Below are 15240 nucleotides of genomic sequence, written 5' to 3' on the forward strand. Positions count from 1 at the left end.
CATGGGAGAACTTGGAGAGATCTGTGCTCTTGGGCATGTATTGGCGAAGAAGTCTATTGGTGTGTTTCTTCGATCCTCGTTGCCATGGCGAATGAGGATCGAGTTCTTAAACTTGCACACCAGTCGCGACAGTGAACTCGATGTGTCGAGCAAGTTCGCTACCCTGGTCCCATGCTATGGTCTTTGTAAGGGAGTTCTGTAAGGTTTTGATCTCTTTACGCATTGCTGCTTCGACCTGTTTGGCGCTATGACCATTTGGGAGATGCAAGAGCAGGACAAAGCGAGTGGTGCGCTCGACGAGGGTGCCAACGGCGCGTATCTCCACGAGAGCCAATGATATCTCTCTCGGAAGTGCCCCGGTGTGAAACGATCCTCGACCTCCGGGGATCCTCTGAGATGCTGACTATATTGGCGATGGGACCAGACCTCTTGTGTGATCCCTGGGGATGACGCATGGAGTTGCTATAACGTAAGCTGGGCGGTTTCGAATCAATCTGAAATTCCAACCATAGAGTGCAATGCTTAAAGTTTCAATAGCTAGATGTAGGGTGCAGAATATCCGGAAGATGAACACCACTCCCAACGGTCTAACCTTCGATAAGATTAGTCCTCGTGAAGTTCAATCATCTCATTTCACGCGCTTTGCGCACGTAGTACAAACCACTCAAGCTCGTTGACTCGTAGGTACCGTTTTGTCGTTGAAAAGTCTTGAGCAGTTCTCGTTCCGCAATTTTTGATAGAAGGTGTAATGGAGCTACTAGATGCTGTTGAGCAGGTTCTCAAATCGGCCAATCAGCCGCTACACGTGAAGACAATCACTGACAAATTGATAAGTGATGGTCTTTGGAAGTCTTCGGGAAAGACTCCCGATAAAACAGTTGGCGCACGACTGTATAAGGACATCAAAACGAAGGGCGCGAAGTCGTCCTTCGTTATGGTTGCTCCCCAAACTTTTTCGTTGAATGGTATTCCAATGCTTGGCAAGAATACCGCACCAGATATGACTCTTGTAGATGAAACGCAAAAGACTCGATCTGAAGGTGCATACTTCACCTTCATTGATTGTGCCCAGAAGGTACTCGAAGAGTACGGTGGCAATAAGCCGGTGAACTACAGGGAAATCACTGACAGGGCCCTTCAAAAAGGGTGGTTGAATACGGGAGGGAAAACACCAGCTGCAACGATGTACGAGCAGCTGATCACCTTAATTAAGAGTCAGCAAAAGCACGGTAAGCAACCTCGTTTCGTAAAGCACGGTAAAGGCTACTTTAGCCTCAGTCAATCAACGGATAGCAGTCTTACAATTCAAATCGAGCAACATAACCAACAAGTTCGCAAGGCGTTGCACGAGAAATTGTTGGCCTTGACACCCGGCGAGTTTGAGGAGTTTATCTCTCAACTGCTGGTGGAGATGGGCTTCGAGATGGTTGAGGTTACAAAGCTTACTGGCGATGGCGGGATCGATGTTCGGGGCACCTTGGTGATCGGAGAGGTGGTACGCATCAAAATGGCGGTTCAGGTGAAGCGGTGGAAGCACAAAAACAATGTTCAGTCCCCTACTGTCCAGCAGATGCGAGGTAGCCTTGGTGCGCATGAACATGGTCTGATTATCACGACAAGTGACTTTAGCTCTGGAGCAATTAACGAGGCTATTGAGTCTGATAAAACTCCCATTGCGCTTATGAATGGTGATCAACTCGTATCACTGTTGATGGAGTATGAAATCGGGGCTAATCGCTCTAGGCCAGATTTATTTGAGATAGATGACGAGGTTCTACTTGTTGGGGGAGGAAAGGAATAATGGTGGTTCGGAAGTGAATTCACAGATAGAGGGAGTCGGTGCAAAGGCGTGTTGGTTTGTCGGGGCGACTTTCGGCGGTACCGACGATCAGACATCTCGCTTTTTGCGGGATGGCATATGGGAAAACGGTTATCAGGATAGATACCTTGATTTAGTAAAGTCGATTCAACCTGGGGATTTAATCGCGATTAAATCGACGTATTCGCGAAAGAACAACCTTCCCTTTGATAACAGAGGCTTTAGCGTTTCGGTTTTGGTGATCAAATCGATTGGAACTGTAATTAAAAATTGTGGTGATGGCCGCAACCTTAGAGTCGATTGGAACTCGTTCGACCCAGTTCGCGAGTGGTATTTTTACACTAATCGAAGTACGGTCTGGCGGGTCCTGCCTGGAAATTGGTACTCAGATGGATTGATCGGATTTACCTTTGAAGGAAAATCACAAGATCTTGATCGGTTCCGCAACGAGCCCTATTGGCGTGATCGCTTCGGTGATCGCGACGATAGGAGCAGTCCGTTTAAGTGGTCTGGTTTTTACGAGGAAGTTGCAAATAAGCTGCTCACCTTTCAAAGTCGACGTAACGAGCTTGTTGCAGGAATACTCGATATCGCCTCGAAAGTAAATGGCTTTTCCATCGTAAATGATCAATTCGCAGACGGTTCCATAGGTCCAATGAAAGACATTTGCCCATTTACTGTTTTTGGTATATTCAACCGAGGGATTACAGTAACAAATCGTAAGGTAATTGCAAACGAACTCGCCCGGCTGCTCGGAGTTTCGGTGCCCGTTCCAGACTCGTTCGACGGAATTCCTATTCTCAATAATCAGAAGTCATGGTTTTATGGGTACGGTAAAGATCGTCAACAAGACGACATTGAAAACCTCTGGGAGGTCTTTGCGCGGGCGATTGACTTTGCTGATTCGCCCAATGAAGAATCCCAGTCCAATTTTGCGTTAGCCTATGACAAAGCGACCCACATCTCAAACACCGGTTGGAACCTTACAATGGGGCTGTACTGGATTCGTCCCTGGAATTTTCCGACCCTGGATGGTCAGTCTCGGCTTTACATTGAAAAGAAGCTCAATATTCACATCGACCTGAATGGCCCCAAACGTCGTTGCAATGCAACTGATTTCCTAAAGGTGCTGGAAACGCTTGAGGTTCGTTTCAAGGAAGACACTTATCCTGTACATTCATTTCCGGACCTATCCTTTGCGGCTTGGCTGTACGGAGATAGCAAGGCTTCTGACACCACAAACGAGTCAGAAGCCGATGCGCCGGGCGACGAAGCGAATGCCGCATCTGAAGAAGAATTCATCGCTGCCCCGCTCGTTCCGTACTCGATAGACAATATTGTGGCCGATGGATGTTTCATTGGGCGAGATAAGCTTCAGCAGATCCTAGATCGCTTTAGTTCAAAGAAGAATCTTATCCTTCAAGGACCACCAGGTACTGGAAAGACTTGGTTGGCCAGGCGATTGGCATTTGCTTTGATTGGGCAGCGCGACGACAACAAGGTACGGGCTGTTCAGTTTCACCCAAACCTTTCATACGAGGATTTCATTCGAGGATGGCGGCCAATGGGAGACGGGAAACTCAGTCTCGTCGATGGCCCATTTATGGAGATGATAGAAATAGCTATAAATGATCCAGGTTCTAATTACGTTGTCGTCATTGAAGAAGTCAATCGTGGTAACCCAGCCCAGATTTTCGGTGAGATGTTAACACTTCTTGAGGCAGATAAGAGGACACCTAGCGAGGCTCTCGAACTCTCGTATAGGCAGTTCGATGGCGAGCGCGTCTTCATCCCAAAAAATCTCTATGTAATCGGCACGATGAATATAGCCGACAGATCACTTGCTCTAGTTGATTTGGCCTTGCGCCGCCGCTTTGCTTTCATTGACTTAGAGCCCAAACTCGGTAAGCCATGGCGCGATTGGGTTCAAACTAGATACGGATTCGATGCACAAATACTCGACAGAATTGAAAGCAACATTACAGCGCTGAATGAAATGATCTCAGCGGACTCTGGCCTCGGACCTCAGTATCGAGTTGGACATAGTTACGTCACTCCGACGGGCGATAACGGTATTAAGGATCCTAGCGCCTGGTTCTGTCAAGTAGTAGAGACCGAGATTGGCCCGCTACTGGATGAGTATTGGTTCGATTCCCCCGCAACCTCCAAGAAGGCCAAAGAACGCCTCCTCGAGGGATTCTGACCTTGACACTTGCTTCGATGGATTCGCGAACAGATGTTCAGGATGAGGTTGGCTACATAGGCCGCATCCCTGTTCGTAACCTTTGGCTGCTCATGCTGTATGCATCAGATCTTTTTAGAGAACTTGAGAATGCAAAGGTAGCAGTAGAGGACAATCCCGACGAAATCGCCGATCTAGTAGCTGAATTGCTGTGTCGGCGTGTTGAGCGTCGCCTTCAGCGAAACTTGAGTTATGGCTATCAATCGCGTGAGGCTGTACTTAGCTGCCTTCGAGGCCGGATTGATCTGCTGACCACTGAGAGGCACCGACTATTGGATCGAGGAAAGGTTGCCTGTCGATTCGACGAGTTGACGATCGATACGCCTCGAAACCGTTACGTTCGGACAGCCCTTGAGGAAGTTTCGAAGATAGTCGTCAGTAAGGCACTGGCACATCGATGCCGGTCATTGGCAACAAGCTTGAGACGTATGGGCGTGATCGGGGATCGACCTAATCGTAGCGAAGTTTCAGTCGACCGCTTCGGAAGACACGACTCTGGCGATCAGTCTATGGTAGCTGCGGCTCATCTTGCATTGAACCTTGCATTGCCTACAGAGAACGTTGGCGCAAAGATGCTATCGTCGCCCGATAGGGAAATTCACTGGATTAGAAAGCTCTATGAGAAAGGAATCGCGGGTTTCTATGATGTCACGCTTTCTCCACAGGGATGGCGCGTCGAAGCTGGAAAAACGTACACCTGGCAGATTGAAAAAAGGAACCAGGATATCGACAAGGTGTTACCCTCGATGCGAACTGATATCATCCTCGAACACAAAAAAGCTGAACGCCGCATCGTAATTGACACAAAGTTCACCTCCGTTGTGACGCGAGGTTGGTATCGCGAAGAGACACTACGCAATGGTTACGTTTATCAGATTTACACCTATTTGAGGTCTCAGGAAGGAAGAGGCGATCCTTTCGCTGAAAATGCATCCGGGTTGCTCCTTCATCCATCTGTGGATAGTTCATTTAACGAATCCGTTGTAATCCAGAACCATGAGATTCGATTTGCTACCGTTGACTTAGGCGCAACGGCGAAGGATATCCGGGAACAGCTATTGAAAGTCGTAGGAGAAGTATCATGCAATTAGATCGTGCCCAGGGATGTCTACTTGGTCAACTCGCAGGGGATGCCCTAGGCAGTCTGGTCGAATTTCAGTCTCCTGAGGAGATCAGACGCCGCTACCCTGATGGCTTACGAGAATTGTCTGATGGAGGCACATGGAACACCATTGCCGGTCAGCCAACCGACGATTCAGAGATGGCACTTCTTTTGGCACGGATGTTGCTAGAGCGTGGCACCTATGATTCTAATGCTGCATTTAATGCCTATAAATTCTGGTTAGACTCCGATCCTTTTGACTGCGGTATGACAACTTCCTCTGGTCTTCGAGGGTATCCGAACTCAGCCAGCCAGGCCAACGGAGCCATGATGCGGATCAGCCCTTTGGGTATTTTCGGCGCTAGCCACTCTCTGGATACAGTTCGAGAATGGGCTATACAAGACGCCGCTATAACTCATCCCAATCAGGTATGCCTTCAATCCAACTCGCTTTTCACAATGGCTATTGCTCATGCTATTTCAACTGGATGCGACGGCGAGACACTCTATCGCAAGATCAAAAAGTGGGCTCACGAACAAGTAGTCGATCCTTTACTCATGGATGTAATCCAAGGAGCTACCGAAGGACCACCATCTGACTACGTCCATCAACAAGGTTGGGTTTTGATTGCATTTCGCAATGCGCTGTGGCAATTGCTAAATGCTCCTAGTTTTGAAACAGGCGTCGTCGATACGGTTATGCGAGGTGGAGATACAGATACCAATGCAGCAATTTGTGGAGCGCTATTGGGTGCTGTCTACGGTATCGACGCGATACCATCCCAATGGGTCGACTCCGTCTTGAACTGCCGACCTAAAGTCGGAAGTCCTGGCGTCCATCGCCCGCGACCAGAGTGCTTTTGGCCAGTGGACGCCTTGGAGATAGCAAGTCGATTAGTTGGCAACCAATAAAGTCCACTGATTCATGTGCTGGTTGTTTACGTGTAGTCCAATGCAATAGTTAGTTGCGAGCACTTGATGAACCCGCAAATGTACAAATTTTATTTGAGATAAGCATGTAATTAATGGGGCCACTTGGTCAAGCTAACTGGGGTCAATTTACTCCGGTGTTTCCAAGAGGGCTTCTGCAATCCCCATTCCCCTTGGCAAAGGGAATGAAACAAAAACACCAATGCCCTACTTCGCCAATATCTCCCCAAGGGAGAAGACCTCAATAAGTTCTCTGCAAAAGATCTACAAAAGATACAAAGAAGCCTAAATGGCATACCTCGAAAAACCCTTGGCTATAAGGTACCTGAGGAGAAACTTGCCGAACTCGTTGCGTTGTCTACTTGAAACCGCCCATCCACTCACTTCTGAACAGCTAGCGCAAAGGTTAGGCTTATCAGGCCGGAGGGTCCCCGAACATGGTCGGTGGCCTACTTGGCTTGGATGCGAGCACGATCTGGCAAGCATTGAGGCGAAAAGGTGTTGCGATGCAAGATAGCTGCTGGCGAACTCGCCAGCACAAAAGCTGTAATCCTACGGGAATGTGAAGAATTGTATAAAAAGTGAAGACGAATTTCACTATTGATGAACTGATCATTGAATAGTATTTTGAGTCGCATCTGCGATTCGTAGTGCGGTTTTACCCAAGCATTTATAATTGCAAGCTCAAGCGAGTGTACGCCGTCGCCAGAAGTTGTGGCTATTTACTTACAGAATGTAACACCACTGCTCAGCGAAATCACCGCGTGATCTAGCTCGGTTTGATCCGGCCCGGGTAATAATTTCGACCTCTTTTACGCGATCAAAAAACGTTCATCGCCAATCTCGACTTCAACTCTCAATTCATCGCCGACTGCCTCGACATACTTGCGTAGTGTATCGAGTTGTGCGCGTTCGATGTCGCCATGTTCGATGCGTGAAACGCGATTCAGTCTGACCTTCATGCGACTAGCGAGTTCCACCTGGGTGACCTCAGAAGCTTCGCGCAGCTCGCGAAGGCGGTAAGACCGGACTTCGCTAAGCATTTGCTTTTTGTGCTCCTCCACAACCTCGCGGTTGACGGGACGTCTTGCGAGCATGTCGTCCAAATTCTTTGACATCTCGATCCTCCTTTCTGTTTCCTAATGTGGTCATCAAAGCGCTTGTCAGCAACTGGGATCTTCGCTTGACACCACTTCTTCCAACTTTTCGATTCGTCTCCCACTACTAGAGGAACTGCGTTTCGTTATAGATCGAAGGCAAAAAAGAATCTTCAATTCTGAACGCCCTCTAGAGCCTGGACGCAACTCCTTCATGTTCTTGTGACGTGATGCTTTTACGGTATCGACCAACGGACGTCCAAGCTGTGGTCCTCGGTCGATGAGCCACTCCAAAGCAGCAATAACCTGTTCGTAGGAGCTCTGATCAATGTCATAGAGCCAACGCTCGACGAATTCGAGATCCACTTCCTACGTAAGGATAGTATGCAATATAAAGGTTATACAACTCAAGGGTTGTAAGAACTTGCCAAGTAGATTGTCGCTTCCTCCGAGCAGTCCCTCGTGAATGGCATGGACGCGATGTCTGTCCCTCAGGTTAAGTCAGGTTAGCTACGAGAGTGAACGGAAAAGAGGTCGCGGGTTTGCTGGGCAGAATGTTGTGAAAGAGACAACGAGCGGACCTTGAGAGACACAATAAGAACCGAAATGATTCCAAATAGAGGACTCTTCTCTGGTAGGTGAGCAATTCGACCACTTGGACCACTTTGTTCGGCAACCGTATTCGGACGTAGTAATCTAACCTGTAGCAATTCGTAGCATAATTTGCTACACTTTCCTCGTGGCAAAGACGATCGCTCAACGTGAACTGCGCAATGACAACGCCAAAGTGATCGATGAAGTAGTTGCTGGCGAGAGTTTCGTTGTGACCCGCAACGGAGTTCCAGTAGCCGAATTGCTCCCTCTTCGTACGCTACGACGCACCGTGGTACCGAAATCCAGCATCGCAAATTTCATCGATACTGGGCCCGGTATCGATGCGAAGCTCTTTCGGGCCGACCTCGACAACCTCATCAATCAGGATCTCTAGATGAATCCGGGGCTACTTGATATTTCCGTAGTCATCGATTGGGATGATCCTTCGGTGCAAAGAGTCCTACCCGAGGAGATCGCGGTCAGCGCGATCACGCTTGCCGAATTGGCCGCCGGTCCCATTCTGGCATCCACCGTCACCGAGCAATCTGTTCGTCAGGCGAGCCTGCAGCAAACCGAAGCAACCTTCGAGCCAATCCCCTTCGACGCTGCCGCCGCGCGAAGTTTTGGCCAGATTGTTGCGGCCGTTGCGAGTACTGGTCGCACGCACCCATCGCGCATGGCCGATCTACTCATCGCGGCAATCGCTCACGCGAATGGCCTCGAACTCTATACGCGCAATCCGGATGACTTCGTCGGCCTCGAAGAACTGATTCGCGTTATTACCGTCTGAGTGACGTGAGCTTCGACCAGGCTGACTTCTTGGACAGTGGACTTCATAGAGAAAATCGTGCCGGTGACCTATGCAATCAGACTCGGTTTATTCTGCTTCGAAGGGGACCTTGGGTGACACAATACGAACCGTTTCGCAAACGTCGACGGTCGGCCACTCTCCCCCTCTAACTGATGACGGCATTCTTAGTGGCTGGAAGATGGGCCAGTTCCAGCGGTTGCTGCGCGACGCAATGACGACGCAGGACATTCGGGCTAGTCGTGGCTTACCAACTTCATCGTAAGCAAAATTGGTCTTACAATCCGAACTACACAAGACCAGCTATAACTGGCCGTCGATCTTTCCCTAGGAAGTTTCATCTTGGTCCAATTACCGGACCAAACCCACCCGAAGTAGATGGCTAAGAGCAGAGCGTCTACGGGGAGTAAAATCAGAAGCAACACGGTCCGAGTGCCAATTACATTTCCTAAAAAGTACATCATCGAGTTGAAAATCAATAAGACGGCGACGGACCGCGTCCGTCTTGAATAGGACGCCCCTGTTCTCGGCCTTGATGCGGTTCGTTCCCGCAGCATCAAGGCCAGCACTAACTCGGCACTCAAGACAGACACCCTAGGTGTCAGGCTGGTTGGCATCAGCTCAAGTAAAATATGTACAACCCCATAGGGCGAGAACTCCGGCGAACGATGATACTTTATCCAAAGGATCAAAAAGAAGCTGTTATTAGAAAAATAAGGACACTCCTTTCAGATCCAAATATACTAAGAGGTGCTTTTTCCTAACTTGCTAAAGTAGGCAAGATACCAAGTGCAACTATCTTCCAATGGAAAAAAGAAGTAGAAGCTGATTTAATCAGCCAGGAGGGGGAGCACCTTCTCGGCAGTTGCTCGTGGCAACTTGGCACTGAACGATAACTCTAAGGCTGATGAATCAAGGGCACGACAAAGTCGCTCGATGTCGCGCGTACGGACCTATGCATGTTCAATAGATGCTGATTTCACCATTGCTTTCCTAACGGCGCTGAGTGTGCTAACTGTTCAAAGCGTACATCAGGCTTCGATCTGAGCAATTCGATTAGCCCAAGTTGCATTGTTTACCATCGCGCGAATCAGATCTTCAATGACCCAATCCTTCCGACGTCGGCACTGGCCCTTAATCTGCTACCCAAATAGCCTCCCGAATGCTGATCGGCTCGAGACCGGATCCGCCGGTGCTCAGTGATCAGATCGTCGGGTTCGGTGATTTCTTCCTCGGGTTCTGACACTTTATCGGTGGCGATCCTACTCAACGGTAGGATCGCGCATTGCGAGTATGTTGATGTTATTCGCCGTGTCGCGGTAATACGATTAGGGCAATGGTCTATTAAGTGGGCGAATATTCGTAATTGGAAAACCATTGCCCTTCATCCTCCGAGCTATTTTACGATTGGATTGCCAAGTGAAAGACCCTTCCCCCCAGTTGAAATCATTGCAGCACTTGCAAAGGCGTAAAGTCCAAGGGCACAGAAGGCAAAGACGATGTATCCTCCGATATGGGTTAATGTATTCGATCCCTGAATCGTGCCCGCGAGTATAAATAGAAGTGCAATCTCCACTAGAGCTAGAATTGCTGAAAATACCATAGGTAATCTCAGCGTACTTAGCGTTAGGACTCCGATCAGGACTGCCCATGCCACAAGGTAGGTAACTATAGTTTGTTTTACGTCAGCGGCTGGAATTGCGTACCAATTATGATCTAGGCCGAGTAGTAGCGCAGCATACGAAAGCCAAAATCCTGCGAATATCGCAAAGAGACTAGCAACAGCCGATTGTCCTAGACGCGTTGCCCAAACTGCTGCAACGAGTAGTCCAATGCCCGTGGCGGTAATGATGTTTGGCAACACCCCTCCTGAACCAGCTGCTGGTATGTAGCCAACTGCTCCAAGTGCGAACGCGGTCGCTCCCACAATGAATGACGGTAACCCTATCATTGCTGGATCACCAGTTGGTGCTGGTGGTGCTACTACGGTCTCCTGAACGGTGTCAGTCATAATTCCCCCCGGAATGTAAAGATTTTTGGTTTGCGAAGAAGGTATAGGGTCCGCGTATTTGGTGATCTCCTCATCCGAATGACCTTTCCTACCGCGCGTTTGAAGCTTAGTGATCGGACAACTTGGTGTCAAGTGAGAAATTATGTTTATCTACGATTAGTTCAACACCAAGTTGTTTCGCTTTTACACAATCGGCGAATAGACATCTTGAAATGGTGTTAAGTGCCCTTGTGTCATTTTTTTATTAGGCATCTCTATAAATCGAAGGTCGCAATTACCCAAAAGTTGAACCTATGAGTCAGTACAGATGTAGGACATCTTTTTTCGTTGACTATCTATTCTTGGGGAATTATTGAAGTCTGAACTTCAACCCTTAATGCTTCCTATCTTCGCGCGCCTTGTCTATCGTCTTTGTCGTCATCAGCTGATCTGACGAAAGCGGCGTGAGAGGGTGACTTCCGTACTTTCGATTAACACCGAACTTCCACACCAAGTGCGATCGATCTAATCGGCTCTGTGATTTGAGGTGAAGAATCTACTGACAGGACCCCGTTAGGTGCATAAGATCGCAGGTATTTCTTTACGTGAGTACTTGGACGAATTGAATGCGAAGTGATGTGAAAAGACGATTGGCTCGGTTTGCATTCTTTTGAAATTGGACCTTTGTCTCGACCTAGGCTCTTGGCAGATCCGTAATACCTTGGGTAAGCTACAGATATGAGACCCGGTGCCGTATTAGGGTGGTTCCCTTTGAGATCCGAAGTTTTTGCTATTGATTGTCGAAAGTGCTCGGCCGCCTGTTTAATGATAAGTAATACCTTTGTGCAAAACCTGAGGCCAAATAGCTTTTCCGGCTGAATTTAAATTGTTTACCTTTATCTCTCTCTTGTTCGTGGTTGATATCGGAATCGATCGCTGCTTCGATGGCTATTTGGTGCTCTACCCCAAAAGATTTATCTTCAGCTGCTCGATTGCGTCAGAGGAGACTCCCTTTTGTTCAGCCCACTTTTCAGCTCCACCGTATCGAGAGTTAAGTTCACGAAAGAATATCTCTATGGTTTTAGGTTCACAACTATATATTTCTGGGGGAAGAGTCTCCATGTTGTGGGCGTATCGCGGCCATTTCTTAAAGCGTTGCACGATACGGTCCATATTCTCGGTGGTTCTTAGGTAATCGTGCGCTACAGCTTCCTGCGGGACCCCAAGTAGGAGGAGAACTAGGGCGACTAGGACTCCTGTTCTGTCTTTACCTGCTGCACAGTGAACGACAGTTGGAAGTTGGACTAATGATCCAAGTAAGTTAATGGCAAGGACGAGGTTATCATCGGTCTCGAGATGATCAAGGTACTGATTTACAGTTAGTTCCCCCGGATCTCCATGCGGGCTATCTACGTCTATGAGTGGAAGATTAATGTAGCAGAGTGGAATACGTCCTAACAGTCCCCTACCTTCGGTAACAGCCTCTCGCGTCGAGCGAAGATCTACGATACACCTCACCTTAAGCTCGTTACTAACAACCTCTACGTCGCTCGCAGTTAGTTCTTGCAAGCTGTCGCTTCTAAAGAGCTTGCCGTAGGCGATCTCTGCCCCATCTGCTGTCTTTATTCCGCCCAAATCTCGAAAGTTGAAAGCTCCCTCAAGCATTACTCGTACTCCTTTTCGTTCAAAATTCTCATCCGTCAGTTACCTCAACTAGAGTGGCATTTGCCATCCCTCCGCTTTCGCACATGGTGACAACTCCCCTCCCCCCACCTCGTTGAGCCAAATCATCGAGGATCTGAGTGAAGAGGCGGACTCCCGAAGCTCCAACTGGGTGGCCATAGGCGATAGCACCGCCACTTACATTTAGGCGATCCAGGGGCACCTCTAACTCCTTGGCGTACGCTAACACCACCGAGGCGAAGGCCTCGTTTACCTCAAAAAGGTCGATATCCATTATCTCTAAACCACTCCGCTCGAGCAGTTTCCGAGTAGCCGGTATTACTCCTGTTAGCATCATGATTGGATCATCGCCTACCACGGAAAAGTTCGAGAGATACCCTTTTACACTCAAGCCATTTTCCCTTGCAAAGTCTTCGCTTACTATTAGCCCAGCCCCAGCCCCATCGGAGATCTGAGAGGAGTTTCCCGCTGTGATCCTCCACTCTTCGATCTCGGGGAAGCGCTCGGCCATTTCGTGTGAGTAGAAGGCGGGCCGAAGCGACGATAGGGCCTCAAAAGTTGAAGTGGGACGAATTCCTTCGTCACTCTCGACTATTCGTCCGGAGTTTTCAATTGCAACCATCGATGCAATCTTGGAGGTAGTTTTCATGGCGCCATCTGCCAATTGATGTGACCGCAGGGAGTACTCGTCTAGCTGCTGCCGCAAAATATTGTACCGAGAAGCGATGAGCTCTGCTGAGACACCCTGCGAAATGAGTCCAGCGGGATAGCGTCTGTGAAAGCTTGGACCTTTTTCATCCTTTCCCATTCGATTAGCCTTCATCGGTACGAGCCCCATTACCTCAACCCCACCGGCAACTGCGACGTCATATGCCCCAGAGATAATCCCTTGGGCCGCAAAGTGCATAGATTGTTGGAACGAACCGCACTTGCGGTCGATTGAGACTGCGGGAACGGTCTCGGGATAGCCCGCTGCAAGTACTGCATTCCGAGCGATATTGCCAGACTGCTCGGCGACCGGTAAAGAACACCCAATTATCACATCGTCGATATATTCTGCAGCGATTCCGCTGCGCTCGACGATCGCAGTTAGGCACCTTGCTAGAAGATCTACGGGATGTACGCCCGCCAAGGAGCCACTTTCTCGACCTTTAGCAAATGGGGTGCGGACTACGTCAACGACCGCCGCTCTCGTCATAATCGAAGACCTATTGGTGGCGTTATCCTCATCTCTGTGAGCTCCTTTTATTTGCTACTTCCATAGCCATCAAAAGAGCCACCAAGGGTTGTTCGGTGACTATCTCGATGCCTTCGATATTCATCGCCGCCTCGATACCTTCGAGTGTCTCAAAAAGAGTGCTTCTCACCTGACGTCGATCGCCGACGTAGGATACGACCTGGTCTAACTCAGTTATCCCTTGAAGGTCTAGATCTAAAAAATTCGTAGTTACATCTGGCGTAGACACTTTGATAGGCGCGACTTCGCGAGCCCACGCAAGCAAGGTACTTAAGTCAGGGTCCTCGTCAATCTTTGCCTTAGGGAGCCAATCTACACCCACGTAAATAACTCCGTTGAACCCATCTACGGTTATGAACTTACCCTCAAGGGCTGAGAGCTCTTCGTTACCGCATCCGACGATGCAGGGACGACCGAGTTGCCTTGAGACCACCGCGGCGTGGCTCGTTGATCCGCCAACTTCAGTGCATATTCCAGACGAGACGATCATGCCATGTAGATCCTGCGGGCTAGTATTGTGCGCGAGGAGTACCACGGCTTCACCATCGCCCACCCTTGCGACCGCTTCATCGGCTCCGGTTACCCCTATGCCTTGGGCAATTCCTGGACAGGATGGTTGGCCTTGGGCTACGATTTGTGCATTCACGAGGTACTCTTCGGTTAAGTATGGCCGTAGAAGTATCTTCACTTGGTCGGCACTGACCCTTGAAAGTGCCTCTTCACGGGTTATCCATCCAGCCTCAGCCATCTCGACTGCACACTTAACTGCAGCACGGGGCGAGCGCTTAGCTACTCGTGATTGCAAAAAGTAGAGAGTCCCTGACTCAACCGTGAATTCAATGTCTTGGATATCGCGCGCGTCCTTTTCCAATTTGGACGCAGTAGCTAGAAGTTCGCGGCAAACTTCGGGAATCTGCTCGGCTAGTCGTGAAAGGTTTTGTGGAGTGCGCTCACCCGAGACCACCTCCTCTCCTTGGCCTCTACTGAGGTACTCTCCAAACGGCGCACCCTCGCCAGTCATTGGGTTTCGGCTAAAGATCACACCTGTACCAGAGACTTCATCACGATTTCCAAAGACCATCGCCTGTATTGTTACAGCGGTTCCAAGTTCATCTGAGATCGACCAATGGCGGCGGTAGGTGCGCGCTCGCGGTGATTGCCATGATTCAAAGACCGCAGCTACTGCTCCAAAGAGTTGTTCCCATGGATCGGTGGGTACCTGACGATCCACCTGGTTAGCGATCTGCTCCGTTAGCTCCTTAGGGGATGACTGTGGAGTGCGCTCGACCTCAGCTTTTAGAACGATCCTTCCATAGGATTCGATGAAGCGGCAATGAACCTCTCGTGCGAAGGCCTCGTCTGCAAATTCTACGGCAAGTTTGTCTTCAACTACTTGGTCGATTCCTAGGTTTAGAACTGTATCCATCATCCCCGGCATGGAGACCGGTGCGCCTGACCTTACTGAAACCAATAGGGGGCTAGGTCCTCGGCCAAAGGTTCTATGCAGAGATTCCTCTAAGTACGCAATCCCCTCTCGAAGCGCGCGTTTGGAATCTTCAGAGAGCGTCATTCCTCCATTTAGATATGCCCAACAGGTAGAAGTTGGTAGGACGAATGCCGGTGGTACTCGTATTCCTAGGGCAGCCATGTGAGCGATACTCCACGCCTTTCCCCCTATGTCATTCTTTGAAAGCTCGACGCTACCATCGAGAACGATTGGATTTTCAGCCAAAGGCAT

13 protein-coding genes and 1 pseudogene are annotated in these 15240 nt (G+C 49.3%); 7 read left to right on the plus strand and 7 right to left on the minus strand.

The genetic code is table 11. The features are described 5' to 3' along the window. Window positions 1–106: 106 nt before the first annotated feature. The gene (locus ACIDITHRIX25_RS90280) at window positions 107–325 is read right to left on the minus strand and encodes a DDE-type integrase/transposase/recombinase (protein ID WP_502756210.1); all 219 of its coding nucleotides are present in this window, start codon (window positions 323–325) and stop codon (window positions 107–109) included. Window positions 326–748: 423 nt separating this feature from the next. Here ACIDITHRIX25_RS90280 and ACIDITHRIX25_RS90285 point away from each other — a divergent pair, with 423 nt between their 5' ends. The 5 genes and pseudogenes from ACIDITHRIX25_RS90285 to ACIDITHRIX25_RS90305 all read left to right on the plus strand — a co-directional run. Further along, window positions 749–1801 (plus strand): HTH domain-containing protein, encoded by a 1053-nt coding sequence (locus tag ACIDITHRIX25_RS90285; protein WP_201732572.1) that lies wholly within the window; start codon window positions 749–751, stop codon window positions 1799–1801. A 13-nt stretch (window positions 1802–1814) separates the two neighbouring features. Beyond that, window positions 1815–4022: an AAA family ATPase gene (locus ACIDITHRIX25_RS90290; RefSeq protein WP_201732573.1), complete on the plus strand. Its 2208-nt coding sequence runs from the start codon at window positions 1815–1817 to the stop codon at window positions 4020–4022. A gap of 17 nt (window positions 4023–4039) precedes the next feature. After that, window positions 4040–5152 carry a 5-methylcytosine-specific restriction endonuclease system specificity protein McrC gene (gene mcrC / locus ACIDITHRIX25_RS90295; protein WP_349632147.1) on the plus strand — a complete coding sequence of 371 codons (1113 nt, stop codon included), beginning with the start codon at window positions 4040–4042 and terminating at the stop codon, window positions 5150–5152. Beyond that, window positions 5143–6075 carry an ADP-ribosylglycohydrolase family protein gene (locus ACIDITHRIX25_RS90300; RefSeq protein WP_201732575.1) on the plus strand — a complete coding sequence of 311 codons (933 nt, stop codon included), beginning with the start codon at window positions 5143–5145 and terminating at the stop codon, window positions 6073–6075. Before mcrC ends, ACIDITHRIX25_RS90300 begins: the two co-directional genes overlap by 10 nt. Before the next feature lie 171 nt (window positions 6076–6246). Next, a pseudogene (locus ACIDITHRIX25_RS90305) lies at window positions 6247–6459 on the plus strand (transposase); the annotation flags it as partial. 446 nt (window positions 6460–6905) lie between these two features. Here ACIDITHRIX25_RS90305 and ACIDITHRIX25_RS90310 read toward each other — a convergent pair. Together ACIDITHRIX25_RS90310 and ACIDITHRIX25_RS90315 are read right to left on the minus strand one after the other, a co-directional pair. After that, window positions 6906–7211 carry a helix-turn-helix domain-containing protein gene (locus ACIDITHRIX25_RS90310; RefSeq protein ID WP_201732576.1) on the minus strand — a complete coding sequence of 102 codons (306 nt, stop codon included), beginning with the start codon at window positions 7209–7211 and terminating at the stop codon, window positions 6906–6908. Window positions 7212–7256: 45 nt separating this feature from the next. Next, window positions 7257–7556 carry a type II toxin-antitoxin system RelE/ParE family toxin gene (locus ACIDITHRIX25_RS90315; protein ID WP_201732577.1) on the minus strand — a complete coding sequence of 100 codons (300 nt, stop codon included), beginning with the start codon at window positions 7554–7556 and terminating at the stop codon, window positions 7257–7259. Between the two features lie 373 nt (window positions 7557–7929). On the opposite strand from ACIDITHRIX25_RS90315, the gene ACIDITHRIX25_RS90320 reads away from it, so the two are divergent. Continuing rightward, window positions 7930–8178 carry a type II toxin-antitoxin system Phd/YefM family antitoxin gene (locus ACIDITHRIX25_RS90320; protein WP_201732578.1) on the plus strand — a complete coding sequence of 83 codons (249 nt, stop codon included), beginning with the start codon at window positions 7930–7932 and terminating at the stop codon, window positions 8176–8178. Then, window positions 8179–8574, plus strand: coding sequence for a type II toxin-antitoxin system VapC family toxin (locus tag ACIDITHRIX25_RS90325; RefSeq protein WP_201732579.1), 396 nt, complete (start codon window positions 8179–8181; stop codon window positions 8572–8574). A 1414-nt stretch (window positions 8575–9988) separates the two neighbouring features. Here ACIDITHRIX25_RS90325 and ACIDITHRIX25_RS90330 read toward each other — a convergent pair. The 4 genes from ACIDITHRIX25_RS90330 to ACIDITHRIX25_RS90345 all read right to left on the minus strand — a co-directional run bounded on the left by ACIDITHRIX25_RS90330 (window position 9989) and on the right by ACIDITHRIX25_RS90345 (window position 15240). After that, entirely contained in the window at window positions 9989–10603 is a 615-nt protein-coding gene (locus ACIDITHRIX25_RS90330) for a GPR1/FUN34/YaaH family transporter (protein ID WP_052604264.1), read from the minus strand. Window positions 10604–11542: 939 nt separating this feature from the next. Next, window positions 11543–12247 (minus strand): tyrosine-protein phosphatase, encoded by a 705-nt coding sequence (locus ACIDITHRIX25_RS90335; RefSeq protein ID WP_201732580.1) that lies wholly within the window; start codon window positions 12245–12247, stop codon window positions 11543–11545. A 28-nt stretch (window positions 12248–12275) separates the two neighbouring features. After that, complete coding sequence (locus ACIDITHRIX25_RS90340; RefSeq protein WP_201732581.1) at window positions 12276–13463, minus strand: thiolase family protein; 1188 nt, start codon at window positions 13461–13463, stop codon at window positions 12276–12278. 28 nt (window positions 13464–13491) lie between these two features. After that, window positions 13492–15240 carry a pyruvate, phosphate dikinase gene (locus ACIDITHRIX25_RS90345; RefSeq protein WP_201732582.1) on the minus strand — a complete coding sequence of 583 codons (1749 nt, stop codon included), beginning with the start codon at window positions 15238–15240 and terminating at the stop codon, window positions 13492–13494.

This window comes from Acidithrix sp. C25 (assembly GCF_904848545.2).

Bases quoted from the DNA above. Each gene is read 5' to 3' on its own strand.
- ACIDITHRIX25_RS90285 (WP_201732572.1), top strand. From the start codon at position 749: ATGGAGCTACTAGATGCTGTTGAGCAGGTTCTCAAATCGGCCAATCAG.
- mcrC (WP_349632147.1), top strand. From the start codon at position 4,040: ATGGATTCGCGAACAGATGTTCAGGATGAGGTTGGCTACATAGGCCGC.
- ACIDITHRIX25_RS90300 (WP_201732575.1), top strand. From the start codon at position 5,143: ATGCAATTAGATCGTGCCCAGGGATGTCTACTTGGTCAACTCGCAGGG.
- ACIDITHRIX25_RS90310 (WP_201732576.1), bottom strand. From the start codon at position 7,211: ATGTCAAAGAATTTGGACGACATGCTCGCAAGACGTCCCGTCAACCGC.
- ACIDITHRIX25_RS90325 (WP_201732579.1), top strand. From the start codon at position 8,179: ATGAATCCGGGGCTACTTGATATTTCCGTAGTCATCGATTGGGATGAT.
- ACIDITHRIX25_RS90330 (WP_052604264.1), bottom strand. From the start codon at position 10,603: ATGACTGACACCGTTCAGGAGACCGTAGTAGCACCACCAGCACCAACT.
- ACIDITHRIX25_RS90335 (WP_201732580.1), bottom strand. From the start codon at position 12,247: ATGCTTGAGGGAGCTTTCAACTTTCGAGATTTGGGCGGAATAAAGACA.
- ACIDITHRIX25_RS90340 (WP_201732581.1), bottom strand. From the start codon at position 13,463: ATGACGAGAGCGGCGGTCGTTGACGTAGTCCGCACCCCATTTGCTAAA.
- ACIDITHRIX25_RS90345 (WP_201732582.1), bottom strand. From the start codon at position 15,240: ATGCCTTTGGCTGAAAATCCAATCGTTCTCGATGGTAGCGTCGAGCTT.